Source organism: Pseudomonas sp. NPDC088444 (assembly GCF_044900175.1).
Lineage (GTDB): Bacteria > Pseudomonadota > Gammaproteobacteria > Pseudomonadales > Pseudomonadaceae > Aquipseudomonas.
Genome location: NZ_JBJDNK010000001.1, coordinates 218,933 through 234,905, shown reverse-complemented (window position 1 = coordinate 234,905; position 15,973 = coordinate 218,933). Strand labels below are relative to the sequence as shown.

14 protein-coding genes and 2 pseudogenes (1 of these 16 only partly in view) are annotated in these 15,973 nt (G+C 60.0%); 9 read left to right on the top strand and 7 right to left on the bottom strand.

Annotated elements, in window-relative coordinates; all coding sequences use genetic code 11:
• Nucleotides 1-369: 369 nt before the first annotated feature.
• Nucleotides 370-699, bottom strand: a pseudogene (locus ACI2KB_RS01305) (helix-turn-helix transcriptional regulator); the annotation flags it as partial.
• Between the two features lie 47 nt (nucleotides 700-746).
• On the opposite strand from ACI2KB_RS01305, the pseudogene ACI2KB_RS01300 reads away from it, so the two are divergent.
• From ACI2KB_RS01300 to dusA, 3 genes and pseudogenes are all read left to right on the top strand, one after another.
• Nucleotides 747-1,113: pseudogene (locus ACI2KB_RS01300) on the top strand (Rieske 2Fe-2S domain-containing protein); the annotation flags it as partial.
• A gap of 71 nt (nucleotides 1,114-1,184) precedes the next feature.
• On the top strand, nucleotides 1,185-1,409 hold the full coding sequence (locus tag ACI2KB_RS01295) for a hypothetical protein (protein ID WP_404630624.1): 225 nt from the start codon (nucleotides 1,185-1,187) through the stop codon (nucleotides 1,407-1,409).
• A gap of 40 nt (nucleotides 1,410-1,449) precedes the next feature.
• Nucleotides 1,450-2,460, top strand: a complete 1,011-nt coding sequence (gene dusA / locus ACI2KB_RS01290) for a tRNA dihydrouridine(20/20a) synthase DusA (RefSeq protein ID WP_404630622.1) — start codon at nucleotides 1,450-1,452, stop codon at nucleotides 2,458-2,460.
• Between the two features lie 27 nt (nucleotides 2,461-2,487).
• On the opposite strand, the gene ACI2KB_RS01285 is transcribed toward dusA, so the two are convergent.
• From ACI2KB_RS01285 to ACI2KB_RS01270, 4 genes are all read right to left on the bottom strand, one after another.
• Nucleotides 2,488-3,663, bottom strand: coding sequence for a type II toxin-antitoxin system HipA family toxin (locus tag ACI2KB_RS01285; protein WP_404630620.1), 1,176 nt, complete (start codon nucleotides 3,661-3,663; stop codon nucleotides 2,488-2,490).
• 44 nt (nucleotides 3,664-3,707) lie between these two features.
• Nucleotides 3,708-4,028, bottom strand: coding sequence for a transcriptional regulator (locus tag ACI2KB_RS01280; RefSeq protein WP_404630618.1), 321 nt, complete (start codon nucleotides 4,026-4,028; stop codon nucleotides 3,708-3,710).
• Nucleotides 4,029-4,178: 150 nt separating this feature from the next.
• Nucleotides 4,179-4,622, bottom strand: a complete 444-nt coding sequence (locus ACI2KB_RS01275) for a hypothetical protein (protein ID WP_404630616.1) — start codon at nucleotides 4,620-4,622, stop codon at nucleotides 4,179-4,181.
• Nucleotides 4,623-4,746: 124 nt separating this feature from the next.
• Nucleotides 4,747-5,346, bottom strand: a complete 600-nt coding sequence (locus ACI2KB_RS01270; protein ID WP_404631702.1) for a DUF4157 domain-containing protein — start codon at nucleotides 5,344-5,346, stop codon at nucleotides 4,747-4,749.
• Nucleotides 5,347-5,571: 225 nt separating this feature from the next.
• Here ACI2KB_RS01270 and ACI2KB_RS01265 point away from each other — a divergent pair, with 225 nt between their 5' ends.
• Complete coding sequence (locus tag ACI2KB_RS01265) at nucleotides 5,572-6,498, top strand: Gfo/Idh/MocA family protein (protein WP_404630614.1); 927 nt, start codon at nucleotides 5,572-5,574, stop codon at nucleotides 6,496-6,498.
• Between the two features lie 157 nt (nucleotides 6,499-6,655).
• On the opposite strand, the gene ACI2KB_RS01260 is transcribed toward ACI2KB_RS01265, so the two are convergent.
• Nucleotides 6,656-7,609, bottom strand: a complete 954-nt coding sequence (locus tag ACI2KB_RS01260) for an alpha/beta hydrolase (protein ID WP_404630612.1) — start codon at nucleotides 7,607-7,609, stop codon at nucleotides 6,656-6,658.
• A gap of 184 nt (nucleotides 7,610-7,793) precedes the next feature.
• On the bottom strand, nucleotides 7,794-7,964 hold the full coding sequence (locus tag ACI2KB_RS01255) for a hypothetical protein (RefSeq protein WP_404630610.1): 171 nt from the start codon (nucleotides 7,962-7,964) through the stop codon (nucleotides 7,794-7,796).
• A 144-nt stretch (nucleotides 7,965-8,108) separates the two neighbouring features.
• Here ACI2KB_RS01255 and nudK point away from each other — a divergent pair, with 144 nt between their 5' ends.
• The 5 genes from nudK to ACI2KB_RS01230 form a co-directional block, all read left to right on the top strand.
• Nucleotides 8,109-8,687 (top strand): GDP-mannose pyrophosphatase NudK, encoded by a 579-nt coding sequence (nudK, locus tag ACI2KB_RS01250; RefSeq protein WP_404630608.1) that lies wholly within the window; start codon nucleotides 8,109-8,111, stop codon nucleotides 8,685-8,687.
• A 366-nt stretch (nucleotides 8,688-9,053) separates the two neighbouring features.
• The gene (locus tag ACI2KB_RS01245; protein ID WP_404630606.1) at nucleotides 9,054-9,605 is read left to right on the top strand and encodes a sigma-70 family RNA polymerase sigma factor; all 552 of its coding nucleotides are present in this window, start codon (nucleotides 9,054-9,056) and stop codon (nucleotides 9,603-9,605) included.
• Between the two features lie 47 nt (nucleotides 9,606-9,652).
• Nucleotides 9,653-11,347 (top strand): multidrug ABC transporter permease/ATP-binding protein, encoded by a 1,695-nt coding sequence (locus ACI2KB_RS01240; RefSeq protein WP_404630604.1) that lies wholly within the window; start codon nucleotides 9,653-9,655, stop codon nucleotides 11,345-11,347.
• 161 nt (nucleotides 11,348-11,508) lie between these two features.
• Nucleotides 11,509-12,834: a lysine N(6)-hydroxylase/L-ornithine N(5)-oxygenase family protein gene (locus tag ACI2KB_RS01235; RefSeq protein ID WP_404630602.1), complete on the top strand. Its 1,326-nt coding sequence runs from the start codon at nucleotides 11,509-11,511 to the stop codon at nucleotides 12,832-12,834.
• Between the two features lie 118 nt (nucleotides 12,835-12,952).
• Nucleotides 12,953-15,973: the 5' portion of an amino acid adenylation domain-containing protein gene (locus ACI2KB_RS01230; RefSeq protein WP_404630600.1), read on the top strand. 6,711 nt of this gene lie beyond the right edge of the window; the window shows 3,021 of its 9,732 coding nt (coding positions 1-3,021); its start codon is at nucleotides 12,953-12,955; its stop codon lies beyond the right edge, outside the window.

The window sequence follows — 15,973 nt, the reverse complement described above, 5'->3', positions numbered from 1 at the left end:
GCATGGATATTTTGAGGAGCGGGGCAGAGAACGTGATGATCGGTCGCCGGGGAGGGCAACGCTCGATCCAGACTGCTTGGAGCCTGAGCGACAGGGGTTGTTCCCTGACGATCCCCATTGTTTCGGCTGTTTTTCCCGTAGCGTGTATAGCCAAAGGCTTACACGAAGAAAAGAAAACCCGCTCTATGAACTGTAACAATTGAGCGGCATATTGGATCCGTCAGCTGAAGCACAGGAACGGCTTCGGAGGTCAAGGATGATCAGCCATTGCGCGGAGCGCTACCGACAGGATGTTGGAATGGCCATGAAATGAAAAACGACCCGCTTCGGCGGGTTTTTTTATGGGGTGCGTTTTTTTGGGGAGGGGGCTCAACGCCGGAAACGCAAGGTTTCCGACGGCAGTTCACCATAGCGCTTGCGGTACTCCTGAGAAACACGCCCCAAGTGGGCAACCCCCCATTTCAATGCGATGCCCGTCACCGAGTCGGTGCCCCCACACAGTTCACCATGCACCCGTTCCATCCGCACGTCCCACAGAAAGGCCATCGGGCTGATGTTGCGGAATTCTCTGAAACCGGCAAACAGTGTGCGCACACTGACGCCCGCCAGTCCTGCCAGTTGCTGGATCGACAGCGGCTCATGGGCGTGGGCGAGAATGTATTCCTCGGTGCGTTTCACAAAAAATGGCGAAATTTTTCTTAACGACAATCGCCCGTGACGCACAGGGTGCATCGATGCGCTGACTTGCGCTGATCAACGCCTGCCAGCATCGCGGCACGACGCTGACACGCGTCGGCAAGGGCAATCAGTCCACGTTCACTTGCCCATTCCACGCCTGGTGCTACAAGAGCGACGGTCGACTGGTCAAGGTCAAGCCCCCCGGCGAGTACCCGGAAGGCTTCGACAACGCCACGCGCGGGCTGAAGAAAGCCAGGATCGGGAGCTACAAAGGCTTTGTTTTCATCAGCCTCGACGTGCAAGGCTCCGACAGCCTCGTGGACCACCTGGGCGATGCCAGAGTGGTTCTTCGACATGATGGTGGCCCAGTCACTGACCGGCGAGCTGGAAGTGCTGCCGGGCAAGTCGGCCAAAACCCACGACGGCAACTGGCAACGCTTCCTGCTGGAAGGCCTGGCGCGCAAGGCCGCTGAAGAAAACGCTCTGAAACTGCGTGACGTTTGATCATGAACAGCCAATTGCATTCCCGCGTCGAACAGTTCCTCTACGCCATGGCCGAGGCCTGCGATGCCCAGGCTCGAATGTCTGGCTTTCCTGATAAACTGTCGCGCCTTTCCAGCGGTGCAGGTCCGACGAATCGTTCCTGTGCTCGCGAAGGGCTAACAGTGGCCCTGATTTTGCTGCACGGCCGACCGAGCTTGCTTATCGTGGCGACGGCTCTTCGGAAGTGAGCGAGCACAGGGTAAATGGCAGTAAACGAGAATTTTGTATATGCAGAGCACACAAGCAGAAAACCTCGCCACCCCAGTAGATCCGGTATGTAGGAGGTTTTCTGTCGCCCCGATGATGGACTGGACCGATCGCCATTGCCGGTTCTTCTTGCGTCTGCTGTCGAAAAACGCGCTGCTCTACACCGAAATGGTCACCACGGGCGCGCTGCTTCATGGCGACAGCGAGCGCTTTCTGCGCCATGACGTGAGCGAGCATCCGCTGGCACTGCAACTGGGCGGCAGCAATCCGGCGGACTTGGCGGCCAGTGCGCGACTGGCGCAGGCGGCGGGGTATGACGAGGTCAACCTCAACGTCGGCTGCCCGAGTGACCGGGTGCAGAACAACATGATCGGTGCCGTGCTGATGGGCCATCCGCAACTGGTCGCCGATTGCGTCAAGTCCATGCGTGACGCGGTGTCCATTCCGGTGACCGTCAAGCACCGCATCGGCATCAATGGCCGTGACAGCTACGAGCAGCTTTGCGAGTTCGTCGGCACGGTGCGCGAGGCCGGATGCACCAGTTTTACGGTGCACGCACGTATTGCCATTCTTGAAGGGCTGTCGCCCAAGGAAAACCGCGAGATTCCGCCCTTGCGCTACGACGTGGCCGCGCAACTCAAGCGGGATTTCCCGGACCTTGAGTTCATCCTCAACGGTGGCATCAAGACCCTGGAGCAATGCCGGGAGCACCTGAACACCTTCGACGGCGTGATGCTGGGGCGTGAGGCGTATCACAACCCTTATCTGCTGGCTGAGGTGGACCGTGAGCTGTTTGGCGGCAGCGACCCTGCGATCACCCGCGCCCAGGCGCTGGCGCAACTGCGACCTTACGTCGAAGCCCACCTGCGTAACGGCGGCGCGATGCACCACATCACCCGCCACGTGCTCGGGCTGGGCACCGGCTTCCCGGGCGCGCGTAAATTCCGCCAGTTACTGTCGGTGGACATCCACAAGACCGACGATCCGCTGGGCTTGCTGGACAAGGCGGGGGCGTTGCTGGAGGGGCGGTGAGTCGGTTGTGCCTGGTGGTCCCGCCCTTCATCGGCCTGAAAACATTCTGGACGTGGTCGCTTCCTGGGCGAGTTTCAATTCCTCGCCCCGAAGAAACTGGCCGTAGTGGTCCTTGAGTTCTTGGGCCCACTCGGCAACATCGTCAAGTATCGTTTCGGCTTGCTCCCGTGTCAGTCCGAAGTGTGAGTGCTGGCTCAGCAGGTTGGCGCGGGAAATCTTCGGGCCATCGATGCCGACCGACATCGACAACTGTCGGGCCGGGCCTTCGTCGAGCAGGGGCAGCGCGTCGTACAGGGGGGACAGTCGCCAGCCGCCTGCGACGTAAATAATGGCGTGGTTGCGCGGATGGTCATCGGCATTGCCCACCATCGCGTTGTAGACCATGCGCACGAACAGCTCGCGCCGGTCCTCGTCCGGTACGCTTCTTCGGTACATCTCGTCCGCCATGCGCGCATAGGATCTGGCCCGCATGTCGGGGATGTTCCAGTCCGTGTCGAGCAAGGTCAGGCCACTGAGCATGGGGATGCGTCGGAATGTCCCGTTCACGTAGGTTCGATCGAAGCGCTCCACCAGCAGCGTCGTGCCTTTTGAGTCGTTGTAGAGCGAGGTATTGGCCACACGCATGCCTTTTTTCGCGGCAAATGTCATGCAGGCATGCTCCAGCGGCGCGAGGTCAAATTGATCGAAACGGTCGCGAGGCTTGGCGAGGATCAATTTTTTTTCCCCCAGAAAGGTGCGCTTGGGGCGGGCGCCGCCTACGGATGAGCGCTGCTCCCGGACGCCGAGTTTCTTGACGGCGTCTTCATTCAGGTCCCGGTCGTAGATGACTTCGCAGACGTCCAGAAAGCTGTCCAGCCCTGATAGGCGAGGCAGGGGCTTCTGGCCGATTCCGGTGGGTGGTTTCTTTTCTCGGCCCGTCATGAGATTGCCGGAGCGGTCACTGTTGGGGGAACCCAGGAGCAGATCTAACCGGGTAACGGGATTTCGCTGCAAGCGTTGCAACATGCGTTCGCCCCAGCCATCAGGGATGGCATCGTCGATGAAGCCCGGGACACCGTGGTTGCGGGTGATCTTGAAAACCTGATCGGACAGGGGAAAACGCACGGGGTCGGGCACCCAGATTTTTGCTTCCAGCGCGGCGGGGGAGTAAACGAACTCACCGGGCTTGTTCGGTTGTAACGTCAGTCTGCCCAGTGTCAGCACTTCTGCCGTTTCGGGGTGTTCCATGTAGATATAGGCGTTCGGCATCAGAAATCTTCCGCTTTGGCGCGGCGCTGACGAACCCTGCGTCCGGCGGTCTCTTCTTTTAGGTCGAGGAAGGACGTGGCGCTGTCTTCGAGCGGGCAGAATACACTGTCCATCAATCCCAGATTCCAAAGCACAAGCATCAGGGACTTCACGCTGACAGACGGGTCTCCCCGTTCGATGCGACGAATGACCTTTTCTGGAACGCCCAGTCTGGTCACGACATCCTGCTGTCGAACACCTTGTTTCAGGCGACTGGTTTTGACCAGCAAGCCAATCCGTTGCAGCGTAGAGGTGCAGTCCACTGGGAAAAAATCAATCATAAGCGGCCATCATCGACTGTTTAAACTCTATAAACGGTCAATTAAGGCCGCTTATTTTTAGTTGCGTTGCAGTCTAGCCTATCAAAATGAGCCGTTTAGGCAATATAAGCAGTCGCTGGGGGCGGATTAAGTTCGATGATGGGTCAGCTTTTACTTCGCCACCCGATCCAGATAGTCACAAAAATGCTTCTTCGCCTCGTCTTCCGGGGTGTACAGCCCGGCCTGGGTGACGAAGGTCATGGTCACTTTTGACCCGCTTCCGGCTTTCTCCACCAGAGCGTTGAGCGGTGCGACTTTGCTGGCGCCCACTTGCTGGTAAACGTTGACGATGCCGCTCTCAGGGTTCGAGACCTTCATCTGAAAGCCTTCGGTGGTAAGCACGTTGTTGACGTTCTTGAAGGCGCGTTTGTAGGGAGTATCCGGCAGGTACGCGTAGGTGGTGAAGCTTTTGCCCACCAGCAGGTTGCCGTCGGTGCGGAAATTGTCCAGGCACTGGCGGCCGGTGGGTTGCGAGGCGCAGCCGTGCAGCATGGCTGCGGCGAGAAAGGTGAGGGTGATGCGTTGCGCCACGCTGATGACGGACTGCTGTGTCATGCCAAATACTCCGTACTTCCTGTCTGGAATGGTCTGACGCAGGTCCAGGCCTGCGAGACGTCATGGGACAGGCATCCTACAAGCTTTTCAGTGCCCGGACGATAGTGGCCCTCACGAACGCGTTTCACGGGTCCAACCCCCGCAGCACGCGGCTGACCGTGGTCTGAATGGTGTAGGCGGGCGCTTCCACGGCGTTGAAATCCTCGGTGTAGCGCTGTGCGAAACCGTCGACACCCCATTGCTGATACTGCTCAACATGTTTGAGTTCGTGTGCCCAGAGGGCGACATCGTTTTCGGCGGCCTCGGCGGTGCGAAAGACGATGATGTCGATAAGGGTGACGGCGCCAATGTCGGGATTTTGCAGCATGGTGTTGGCGGCGCTGAATTCACCGTTGTCGCCTACCTTGTACAGCGCAGCGTCCAGCACGCTGGGTGGATACCAGCGCAGCAGCTTTTCGCGAATGGCGTCGGGGATTGGCTGGACGAGACCGGTCGCGGCTTGCGCGCGAGACTGGCTGATCCACAACGACAGTGCGGGTCCGGCAATCTGTGTGACGTCGGTGGGCATGCCGCTGCCCAGTACCTGACCGATGTCGGGCAGACAGAAACAGCCGTTGAGGCAGATCAGTTTCTCGCCGGTCGGGCACGTCGGGGGATTAGCGTGTGCAGAGTTGATCACCAGGGTGAGTGCGCACACGAACAATGCCTTGCAGGCCGTCTGCATCGTTCGTGCACTCACATGAAAGCTCCCATGGGCGTCGCTCGTCCGACCTGATCGCGCACCAGCATAGCGGTTGCGCGCAAGGGTTGCGACGGTCTCGTGGCTCTGATCAAATCGCCGGGATATTTCATGCATTTCGCTGCGTTTTGTCACCAGTTCGTGACATTAACCGCTTTTTGACTGAAAGCGCGTCTGTAAACAATAACGACAAGATCACAGGAGTTATCGATGCGTCCGATTCGTTTGGGGCTGGTGGGATACGGCAAGATCGCACAGGACCAGCATGTACCGGCCATCCGCGCCAACCCGCAGTTCGAACTGGTGGCCGTGGCCACGTTGGGGCAACCCTGTCCCGGTGTCGAGCATTTCAGCTCGTTGACCGAGTTGCTGGCGCGAGGGCCGCAGGTGGATGCGATCGCGTTCTGCACGCCGCCGCAAGGCCGCTTCGCGCTGGTTAAGCAGGCGCTGAAGGCGGGGAAGCATGTGTTGGTGGAGAAACCACCGTGCTCGACGTTGGGCGAGGCATTCTCGTTGATCGGCACAGTGGATGAGGCGGGCGTCTGCGGGTTGTTCGCCTGGCATTCGCGTTTTGCGCCGGGTGTGGCCTTTGCGAAAGCCTGGCTCAAGGGCAAGGCGCTGGAACACGTACGTGTGGAATGGAAGGAGCAAGTGCGCAAGTGGCACCCCGGTCAGGCGTGGATCTGGCAGGCGGGCGGTTTGGGGGTGTTCGATCCGGGCATCAATGCGCTGTCCATCGTCACTGAATTGCTGCCGGATGCGGTGTTCGTCGAATCGGCGAGTTTGAGTGTGCCGGGCAATTGCCAGTCGCCCATTGCTGCATCGCTGAACATGCGCACCGCGGGGCAAACTGAGGTGCGGGCCGAGTTCGATTTCGATCATGGTGAGAACGAACTGTGGCGTATCGAGTTGTACAGTGATCAGGGCATGTTGCGTCTGGATTCCGGTGGTGCGGTGGTGAGTATCGACGGCGCGGCGCAGACCTTGCCGGACGAGGGGGAATACCCGGCGATGTACCGTCATTTCGCGCAACTGATTGCCGAGGGCCGCAGCGATCTGGACCTGCAACCGTTGCGGATCGTGGCCGACAGTTTCTTTGTGGGGAGCAAAGAGGCGGTGGCGGATTTCTTTGAATGATTGAGCGGGTTGTTGACATCAGACTCGTTTGCCTTGGGGGGTAGTCTCTCGGCGATTACCCTGTAGCAGTCCGGCTTGCCGGCGGCAGCGATTTTCAGGACGCCATCGTCGGCAAGCTGGACTGCTACAGGCAGTCGTGATCCCGATCACCAGCGCCTCAATTCAGCACGAAATCATTCTTGTGCAGCAGTGTCCGGCTCGGGATTGAGTTGCGGTCGATGCTGCCTTGAAGGGTGTACGCCAGATCGTCGTACCAGTTGCTGTCTTCCAGGTACCAGGAATGGGACACCAGCCCATCGATGGTTTTGAATGTGCGGTTCCGCACGGCCAGGTAGCGTGGTCCGCAATCAACGTCCAGTGCCTTGTCGTCTGCGGGGGTATCTTCGGGCATGCCAACGCGGCCCACCCGGGAGCTGATGTCGATGTTCTTGGCGTTGGAGACCGCGAGCGCCTCATCGTAGCCGCTGAAATAGTTGGTCAGCCGGCCGCAGTGATTGAAGGTCGGGATCATGTCCGAATTGCCCAGCGCAAAACACGACGACGAAATATCCGCGCCGAACAGCACCAGTTGGCCGATGCGCCAGTCGTTGGCCAGGCCCGAATCACGCAGTTTGTCGACCGAGCGAAACGCTTCGCGCACCACGAACGCGCCCATGGAGTGGGCCATGACGTGCACGTTGACCGGGCAGTCCGGCTGGGAAAACGTCATGAACGGTAGGATGCCGCGTTTGACCAATTGCGCCGCCGAGTCCTGGGCCTTGCTGCGATCAGCCAGGTACAACAGCGTTTGATTCTCCGATGGCCAGTCGAACCCCACCACCATGCACGCGTACTTGCGGGCGCGCAGTTCTTTCTCGATCAGACGCTGGCGGGTCAGCGCTTCCTTGGATGGCGTGTTGTAGCCGTGCACGAAAAACACCACATCCAGTGCCTGATGGCCGGTATTGGCTTGCTGCAGGATCGACTTCATCCACTGGTTGGCAGAGTTGACGTTATGGCTGGGCAGGGGATCGTTCACGTTGGCGGGGACTTGCAGAAAGGACACTGGGCCGACGTCCTTGCCGAATACGCCATTGGCTTTGCTGCGAGTGCTCAGAATGAAACTGTCCATGAAAGGAGGTCCTTGTATTCAGCGGTCGGGAAGTGAAGACGCTGAGCAATGACCGGACAGCCACAAGCGGGGGAAAGGCGGCAACGGGCGGCGATTGCTCGACAGCCCATCAGGTGTAGCCTCGGCTCGCGCGCTTGTCCACCGCCGCCATCACCATCACGATACCCACGCGCGACGTACCGAATCAGTACTGAGCAACACCCGCCAAAGCGATGGAGAAGGACACGATCAGCATTAGCAGGATGGTCATGTTGATGGACATCGGGAAATCCTTGTTCGGTTCGTCAATGGCGCCATGATCCCGTGTTGCCTCGACAAAATGAACGGTGCTGCGCGGTATGTTGGCTATCGACACAATCGATAGTCCGCCCCTTTGAAGACGGTCAATCCGTTGTGTTAAGCGAAGTCATGGCCACTGGACCTGGCTCGCACCGCTCGGGAAGTCCTGCTAGGGTGGAGCCGTGTTCAATCCGGTACTGTCCTGTCATCAAGGCCATTCATGTCCAGCCACCCCATTCGCGTTACCGCCGAAGAAACCCTCTCTGACAACTGGTACGTGCTGAAGAAATACAGCTTCGACCTGCAACGCCGCGACGGTAGCTGGCAATCGCAGACGCGGGAGGTGTACGACCGTGGCAACGGCGCGACCATCCTGCTGTACAACCTGGAACGCCGCACCGTGGTGTTGACGCGGCAGTTTCGCATGCCTGCGTTCGTCAACGATCACAGCGGTTACCTGATCGAGACCGCTGCTGGGTTGCTCGACAATGCCAGCCCTGAAGAGCGGATTCGGCTGGAAGCGGAAGAAGAGACGGGCTACGTGGTCAGATCGGTGCGCAAGATCTTCGATGCTTTCATGAGTCCCGGCTCGGTCACCGAGCGCATTCACTTTTTTATCGGTGAGTATCGGTCTGATGACCGGGTCAGCGATGGCGGTGGTCTGGAGGAGGAGGGGGAAGACATCGAAGTGCTGGAATTGAGCTTCGAAAAAGCGATATCCATGGTAGAAACGGGCGAGATCGCCGATGGCAAGACCATCATGTTGTTGCAGTACCTGGAGCTGCGATTGATGACGTAGGAAGGGTCCTGCTTTTCGACGTGGACACTTGGCCGGACAAGATGAGAATGCGAAGTGATTCTCATCTTGTCGCGAATTTGTATCATGAGTGACACATTTTTTTGACAAGAAAAAATTGACGTCTAGGCTGTATTGCCACGCCTCTCCCTCAATCTTCTGATCTCTCTAAAGCCTTTTAAAATAAAGGCTTACAGCGATTTTGCCAGCATATAGCCGCCATTCGTCGGCTCACTAAACGACCACATCCATATAACGAAAGTTTCACCAAGCGGTAAAATTTCTTACATTGCAATGAGAATCGTTTGCGTTATTCTTCGCGTTCCTTTGTAACCAGGGATGTCGAACAAGATGGATTTTCATCCTGCAATGAGCCAGTCCACAAGGCTGCGCTCCACCGGTGTTGGCGGGTGTTGTGCGTCCGTGGATCCGCGTCTCGACGCGTTGATGGGGACGTACCACACCCATCGGGAAGGCCTGCTGCGCCTGGCGGCAAAATTCCTCGGCTGCCGTGCTCGTGCCGAAGATGTGGTGCAGGACGCCTTCGTGAAAATGCTCGAAAGCGATCTCGCCTCCATTGAGCCTGCGCACTACATGTTCCGCGTGGTGCGCAACCTTTCGATCGACCGTCTGCGGCGCCAACGGCTGGAGCGCAATCATGGCGCCGAAACCGAGCTGGAAGAGCAGCCACGTTTTGACGTCTCCCCCGAGCGCGTGCTGGCGGGGCGTGAATCGGTGAATCAACTGGTCGGCGCGCTCAACGAACTGCCCAAACGCATGCGCATCGTCTTCAACCTCAGCCAGATTCAGGGCTACACCCAGCGTGATGTGGCCAAGGTCATCGGCACCTCACCGACGATGGTCAATTTCCTGTTGCGCGACACCCTGTCCCATTGCCGCGCGCGGCTGGGCGAGATCTAGGCGTCGTTTCACCCTTTTCTGTTTTTGCTTCTCTGCCGGAGTCATTCATGAAACTAGTTCGTCTGGTCTTCCAGCAATACCGCTGGCCCCTCGCGATGGTGCTGTTGCTGAGCATCAGCAGCGGCCTGTTGAGCGTGGGCGTGATCGCCTTCGTCAATCAGCGCATGATCAGCGTCCACGAAGGACTGGGCGCTGCGCTGTGGCAGTTCGGCCTGATGCTGGCGCTGCTGCTGGCGCTGGCCTCGGGCGCGTCGCTGTCGCTGACGGCACTGGGGCATCGATTCGTGTACGGTCTGCGCCGGGTGATGGTCAAGCGCTTGCTGGACACCAATATCGAACGCATCGAATCCATCGGCGGGGCGAAAATTTACGCCAGCCTGTCCAGTGACATCCGCGCTGTGACCATGGCGTTCGTGCAACTGCCGGACCTGATCTACGGATCGGTGCTCAGCGTTGCGGCGTTCAGTTATCTGGCCTGGCTGTCGCCTTCGCTGTTCATCACCACGCTGTGCTGGATGGCGTTCACCCTGGGCGTTGGCTGGTTGCTGGTCGGCAAACTCAACGCCCACATTCGTGCGCTGCGTGAGTCCGAAGACAAGCTCTATCAGAGCTACCAGTCCGTGATCGACGGTCGCAAGGAATTGACCCTCAACCGCGACCGCGCCCGTCGTCTCTACGAAGAAACCTTCGACGCCGCCGCATTGCGCTATCGCGAGCATTTCACTCTGGCGGATCGTTATCATGGGCTGGCCAGTAACTGGGCGAACATCATGGTGTTGGGCACCATCGGCCTGGCGTTCTACCTGGCGAACGGTCTGGGCTGGGCGCCGACCGAAGTGGCGGCGACCTACGCGCTGACCGTGCTGTTCATGCGCACGCCGCTGGTGCTCGCTGTGGCAGCAATCCCGGCGCAAGTCTCCGGTCGTGTGGCGCTGGACAAGGTCGAGTCGCTGGCGCTGGCCGAGCATCACGAAAGCTTCGACGTTGCGCCGAGCCACATTGTCGGCCATTGGCAGACTCTCGAACTGCGCGATGTCGAGTACCACTATCCGGCCCAGGGCGATGAACCCGGTTTCGATGTCGGCCCGGTCAACCTGACCCTGCGCCGTGGCGAAACGGTGTTTTTGATGGGCGGCAACGGCAGCGGAAAATCCAGCCTGGCGCGCCTCCTGAGTGGTCTGTATCGCCCGTCGGCGGGCGCGATTCTGATCGACGGTCAAGTCATCGGCGCAGACGACTGGCTCGCCTACCGTCACCTGTTCGCCAGCGTGTTCACCGATTTCCACCTGTTCTCGCAACTACTTGGCGCCGATGGCGAGAACGCCGACGCGACGCAGGTCGATCACTGGCTCGATCAATTGCACATGAAGCACAAGGTGCAGATTGGCGAAGGGCATTTGCTCGACACGCGTTTCTCTCAGGGCCAGCGCAAGCGGCTGGCGTTGCTGCTGGCGGTGCTGGAAAAACGCGACATTCTGTTGCTCGACGAGTGGGCCGCCGATCAGGACCCGCTGTTCCGCCGGTTCTTCTACCGCGAGCTGTTGCCGATGTTCAAGCAGGCCGGGATCACCGTTTTCGCCATCAGCCACGACGATCAGTACTTCGATCTGGCGGACCGGCTGGTGAAGATGGAGGCAGGCCAGCTCAGCGAATTGCAGGGCGATCGTCGCGATAACGCCAGCCGTGATGCGGTGGAAGAGATCGGCGGCGCGTACCAGCGAAAAATCGTAAAGGCTTTGTAAGTTTTTCATCGCCAAAGACTAAACAGCCGGAAGGCTCAGGCGTCTTTGTAATGATAATCAGTCTTACTCAATTTCGATGCGCGCGAACTGCCCCAGGCGTCTGTGACACGGCTCATACTCTGCCGGATCTGACCGCGCATCGCTCCTAACGAGAGGGAAACATGGAACTCGTCTACGACTACATCGGCATTGGTTTCGGCCCGTCGAACCTGGCTCTGGCGATCGCCACTCAGGAGCATGCATTGCGCAACGGTCTGGCGCCCCAAGTGTGTTTCCTCGAAAAGAAGCCAGCGTTCAACTGGCATGAAGGCATGCTGATCGACGGCTCCACCATGCAGATTTCCTTCCTCAAGGATCTGGTGACGCTGCGAAATCCAGCCAGCCGTTTCACCTTCATCAACTACCTCAAGGAGCGGGGCCGTCTGCAGGATTTCATCAACCTCAAAACCTTCTTTCCGACCCGCGAGGAGTACACCGACTACCTGAGCTGGGCGGCCTCGCACTTCAACGAACAGACCCACTACGGTGAGGAAGTGATCTCGGTCGAGCCGCATTTTCAGGACGGTCGTTTCGTCGCGGTGGATGTGATTTCCCGTGGTCCGAGTGGCGGTATTTCCCGTCGTCGCGCACGCAATCTGGTGTTCGGCATTGGCGGCATTCCGCAGGCGCCGGCGGCGTTCGACAGCGTGCAAGACCCGCGCGTTCTGCATTCTGCGGGCTACCGGGGCGGCATCGAAAAACTGCTGGTCAACCGTCCCGGCCCTGTGCGTGTGGCGGTGGTGGGCGGCGGTCAGAGCGCGGCGGAAATTTTCGAAGATCTGGCCACCCGTTTCGACAATGTCGAGGCCAGCCTGGTGATTCGCGGCAGTGCGTTGAAGCCTTCTGACGACAGCCCGTTCGTCAACCAGATCTTCAACCCGTCGTTTACCGACACCATTTTCAATCACAGCGAAGAGCGCCGCGATGCGCTGTTCACCGAGTTCCGCAACACCAACTACTCGGTGGTCGACACCGACCTGATCGAGACCATTTTCCAGCGCATGTATCAGCAGAAAGTGCGTGGCGAAGAGCGCCATCACCTGTTGACCAATCGCGAAGTGGTGCATGCCGAAGTCGGTGCCGCCGGGATCGAGCTGTTCCTGCGCGACGGCTCCCATGACCAGACTCACAGCGAGTCTTTCGACATCGTCGTGCTGGCCACCGGTTATCGCCGCGACTACCACCTGGAATTGCTGGCCGGTCTTCAGGAATACATTCAAGGCCCAACGGTCGACCGTGATTACCGCCTGCCGCTGCGTGCGGGCAGTGAAGCGGGGATCTTCCTTCAGGGCTGCTGTGAAGACAGCCACGGCCTGAGCGACACCTTGCTGTCGGTGCTGGCGGTGCGTTCTCAGGAGGTGGTGGAGTCGATCTTCGCCGAGTACGAGCAGCCCTGTTCGAGCCGACCAGCGCCCCATGAGCGCGTGGCGCTGAAGCTGGCGCGCTGATTCAGGTTTAGCCGTCACAGGGTGGTCGTCTGCGATCACCCAATCCTTTCTTACAACCTTGCGGGAGGCCTTTCGGCCTTCTGTGGGTTGAGTCTTGCCGAAACAAACAGGTGAAAGAATGAAATCCATACGAGATCAGGCCGCGCATTTTCCCGAGTTGGTGGGCCTTTATGCGCAGAGCCAGCCGGACCGGATTGCCCTTCGACACATCGTCCAGGAAGACCAGGATCCGATCCTGACCAGCTACGCGCAACTGGATCAGCAGGCGCGTTCGATCGCGGGCGTGTTGCAGCATCATCTCGGCGCACGGGGTGGCGAACGTTGTGTGCTGATCCTGCCGACCGGCGCGGACTACGCGGCGGCGTTTCTCGGTTGCCTGTACGCCAATGTCATCGCCGTACCGGCGTTCGCGCCCGAGTACAACCGCCAGACTCATCTGGACCGCCTGACCGGCATTCTTCAGGACGCCGCCCCCGGCATGGTGCTGGGCCGTCGCGAGGATCTGGATAAATTCCAGCACCTGTTGCAACCGTTCATGCCGGTGCACGGGCGCTTCATCGCCATCGAGGATGTCCACGGCGGGCTGGGCGCTTTCCAGCCCTCGCTGATCGACACCTCGTCGCTGGCGTTCCTGCAATACACCTCGGGTTCCACCAGTGCACCGAAAGGCGTGATGGTGTCCCACGACAACCTCATGGCCAACGAGATCGCCATGGCCCGGCATTTCGTCACTGACGCCTCCACCGAGAACTGGGTCAGCTGGTTGCCGCTTTACCACGACATGGGCCTGATGTGCGGCCTGCTGCTGCCGCTGTACTACGGTGGCACCCTGACGCTGATGTCGCCGAACTATTTCCTCGGCCGTCCGGCGCGCTGGCTGGAAGTGATGAGCCAATACAACGGCACCTTCTCCGGCGGCCCGGATTTCGCCTACCGCTTGTGCGTCGAGCGCATCAAGCCGAGTGCGGTCAAGCATCTCAAACTGGACAACTGGAGCCTGGCGTTTTCTGGCTCCGAGCCGATTCGCATCGCCACGCTGGACGCCTTCAGCGAGCATTTCGCCGCCGCCGGTTTCGACCGTCGCGCACTGACCCCCAGTTACGGGCTGGCTGAAGCGACGTTGTACGTCAGCGCCGCCCACCGCGACGCGCCGTTCGGCATCAAACGCTTCGACGGCAGCCAGCTCGCCGCAGGCGACGCCGACGAGGCATTGTTCGCCAATCAAAACTCCACCAGTCGCCTGCCGGGTTGTGGCTGGTGCCGCCCGGATCACGATCTGCGCATCGTCGATCCGGCGAGCCAGCAAGTGCTGCAACCTGGCCAGGTCGGTGAGATCTGGATCGCCGGTCCAAGCGTCGCTCAGGGCTATTGGCAGAACGCCGAAGCCACGGCGCAGACCTTCGTTGAAGAAGACGGCAAGCGCTGGTTGCGCAGCGGCGACCTGGGCATCGCCAACGGTGGCGAACTGTTCATCACCGGCCGTCTGAAAGACCTGATCATCCTCAACGGCCAGAACCTCTACCCGCAAGACATCGAGCAGTCGCTGGAAAAGAGCGTCGAGCTGCTGCGTCGCGGGCGCATTGCCGCCTTCCCGGTGACTGACGAGCAGGGCGCCGAAGGGGTGGGCCTGGCGCTGGAAATCAGCCGCAACGTGCGTCGCCTGATGAAGCCGCAGATGATCTGCGAAGCCGTGCGCGATGCGGTGGCCGAACTGTTTTTGGTCGCCCCGAAAGTCATCGTGCTGCTGGAGCCCGGCGCGCTGCCGCGTACCACCAGCGGCAAGCTGCAACGCTCGGCGTGCCGTGTCGGTTGGCAGAACGGCAGCCTCGACAGTTTTGCGATCTGGCAGGACGGCCGCTTGCTGGACACCGAAGCGCAAGACAGCGCCGCCGATGCCGCATCACTTATGCCGGAAGTCGTGGCGGCCTGGCGTGAAGTGTTGGGCAAGGACGACCTGCAAGCCAGTGATCACTTCTTCGCCCGTGGCGGCGATTCGGTCAGCGTGGTGCAAGTGCTGTCCCGCCTCAACAGCGAGCTGGGTCTGAAACTGGAACCCGCTCACCTGTTCGAACACCCGACGCTCGGTGCCTTCAATGCCCACGTCGCCAGTCAGGGCCGTGGCACTGAGCGCCCGACAGCGGTGGCGCGCATTTCCCGTGACAGTGCACCTGAGCAATCTTTCGCCCAGCAGCGTTTGTGGTTCCTGGCGCAACTGGAGCCTGACAGCAGCGCCTATCACCTGTGCGGCCAGTTGAGCCTGAGTGGCGCCATTGATGATGTCGCCCTGCAACGCAGTTTCGACGCTCTTGCAGCCCGTCACGAAAGCCTGCGCACCACCTTCGCCATCGATGCCAACGAAGTGCTGGTGCAACGCATTCATGCCCCTGAGCCGGTGTTCATCGAACAGCATGACCTGAGCCTACACGCCCAGCCGCTGGAAGCCTTGGGCGAACTGGCCAAAACCGCCGTCGAGCAACCCATGGATTTGCAAACCGGACCGCTGTGGCGTGTGTTGAACGTGCGTCTGGGTGAGCATCAGCGCCAACTGGTGCTGGTCCTGCACCACATCATCTCGGACGGCTGGTCGGTGCAGGTCATCCTCAAAGAACTGGCGGCGTTGTACAGCGCCCACGTTCAGGGCCGTAACCCGGAACTGGCGCCGTTGCCGATTCAATACGCCGATTTCGCCGCCTGGCAGCGCAGCCGTCTGGCCGGTGGCGAAGGCGAGCGTCAACTCAATTACTGGCGTGCTCGTCTGGGCGACACCCAACCCGTGCTGACCTTGCCTGCCGATCGCCCTCGTCCTGCGCAACAAAGCCATCGCGGCGCCCGCTATGCCATCGCTTTCGACACGACCTTGAGCCAAGGCCTGCGCGACCTCGCCAGCCAGCACGGCGCGACGCTGTTCATGGTCATGCTCGCCGCCTACAAAACCCTGTTGCAGCGGTACGCCAGCCAGACCGACCTGCGCGTGGGCGTGCCGGTAGCAGGGCGGACCTGCACCGAAGCCGAGGGCCTGATCGGTCTGTTCGTCAACACGCTGGTGCTGCGTACCGACGTCTCGCCGCTGCAATCCTTCAGCGCCTTGATCGAAGCGGTCAAACACACGGCCCTCGGCGCGCAGAACCATCAGGACTTG

Coding starts and splice junctions, on each gene's coding strand:
- ACI2KB_RS01295 (WP_404630624.1), top strand. CDS start 1,185: ATGAACAGCCAATTGCATTCCCGCGTCGAACAGTTCCTCTACGCCATG.
- dusA (WP_404630622.1), top strand. CDS start 1,450: ATGCAGAGCACACAAGCAGAAAACCTCGCCACCCCAGTAGATCCGGTA.
- ACI2KB_RS01280 (WP_404630618.1), bottom strand. CDS start 4,028: ATGATTGATTTTTTCCCAGTGGACTGCACCTCTACGCTGCAACGGATT.
- ACI2KB_RS01275 (WP_404630616.1), bottom strand. CDS start 4,622: ATGACACAGCAGTCCGTCATCAGCGTGGCGCAACGCATCACCCTCACC.
- ACI2KB_RS01270 (WP_404631702.1), bottom strand. CDS start 5,346: ATGCAGACGGCCTGCAAGGCATTGTTCGTGTGCGCACTCACCCTGGTG.
- ACI2KB_RS01265 (WP_404630614.1), top strand. CDS start 5,572: ATGCGTCCGATTCGTTTGGGGCTGGTGGGATACGGCAAGATCGCACAG.
- ACI2KB_RS01260 (WP_404630612.1), bottom strand. CDS start 7,609: ATGGACAGTTTCATTCTGAGCACTCGCAGCAAAGCCAATGGCGTATTC.
- nudK (WP_404630608.1), top strand. CDS start 8,109: ATGTCCAGCCACCCCATTCGCGTTACCGCCGAAGAAACCCTCTCTGAC.
- ACI2KB_RS01245 (WP_404630606.1), top strand. CDS start 9,054: ATGAGCCAGTCCACAAGGCTGCGCTCCACCGGTGTTGGCGGGTGTTGT.
- ACI2KB_RS01240 (WP_404630604.1), top strand. CDS start 9,653: ATGAAACTAGTTCGTCTGGTCTTCCAGCAATACCGCTGGCCCCTCGCG.
- ACI2KB_RS01235 (WP_404630602.1), top strand. CDS start 11,509: ATGGAACTCGTCTACGACTACATCGGCATTGGTTTCGGCCCGTCGAAC.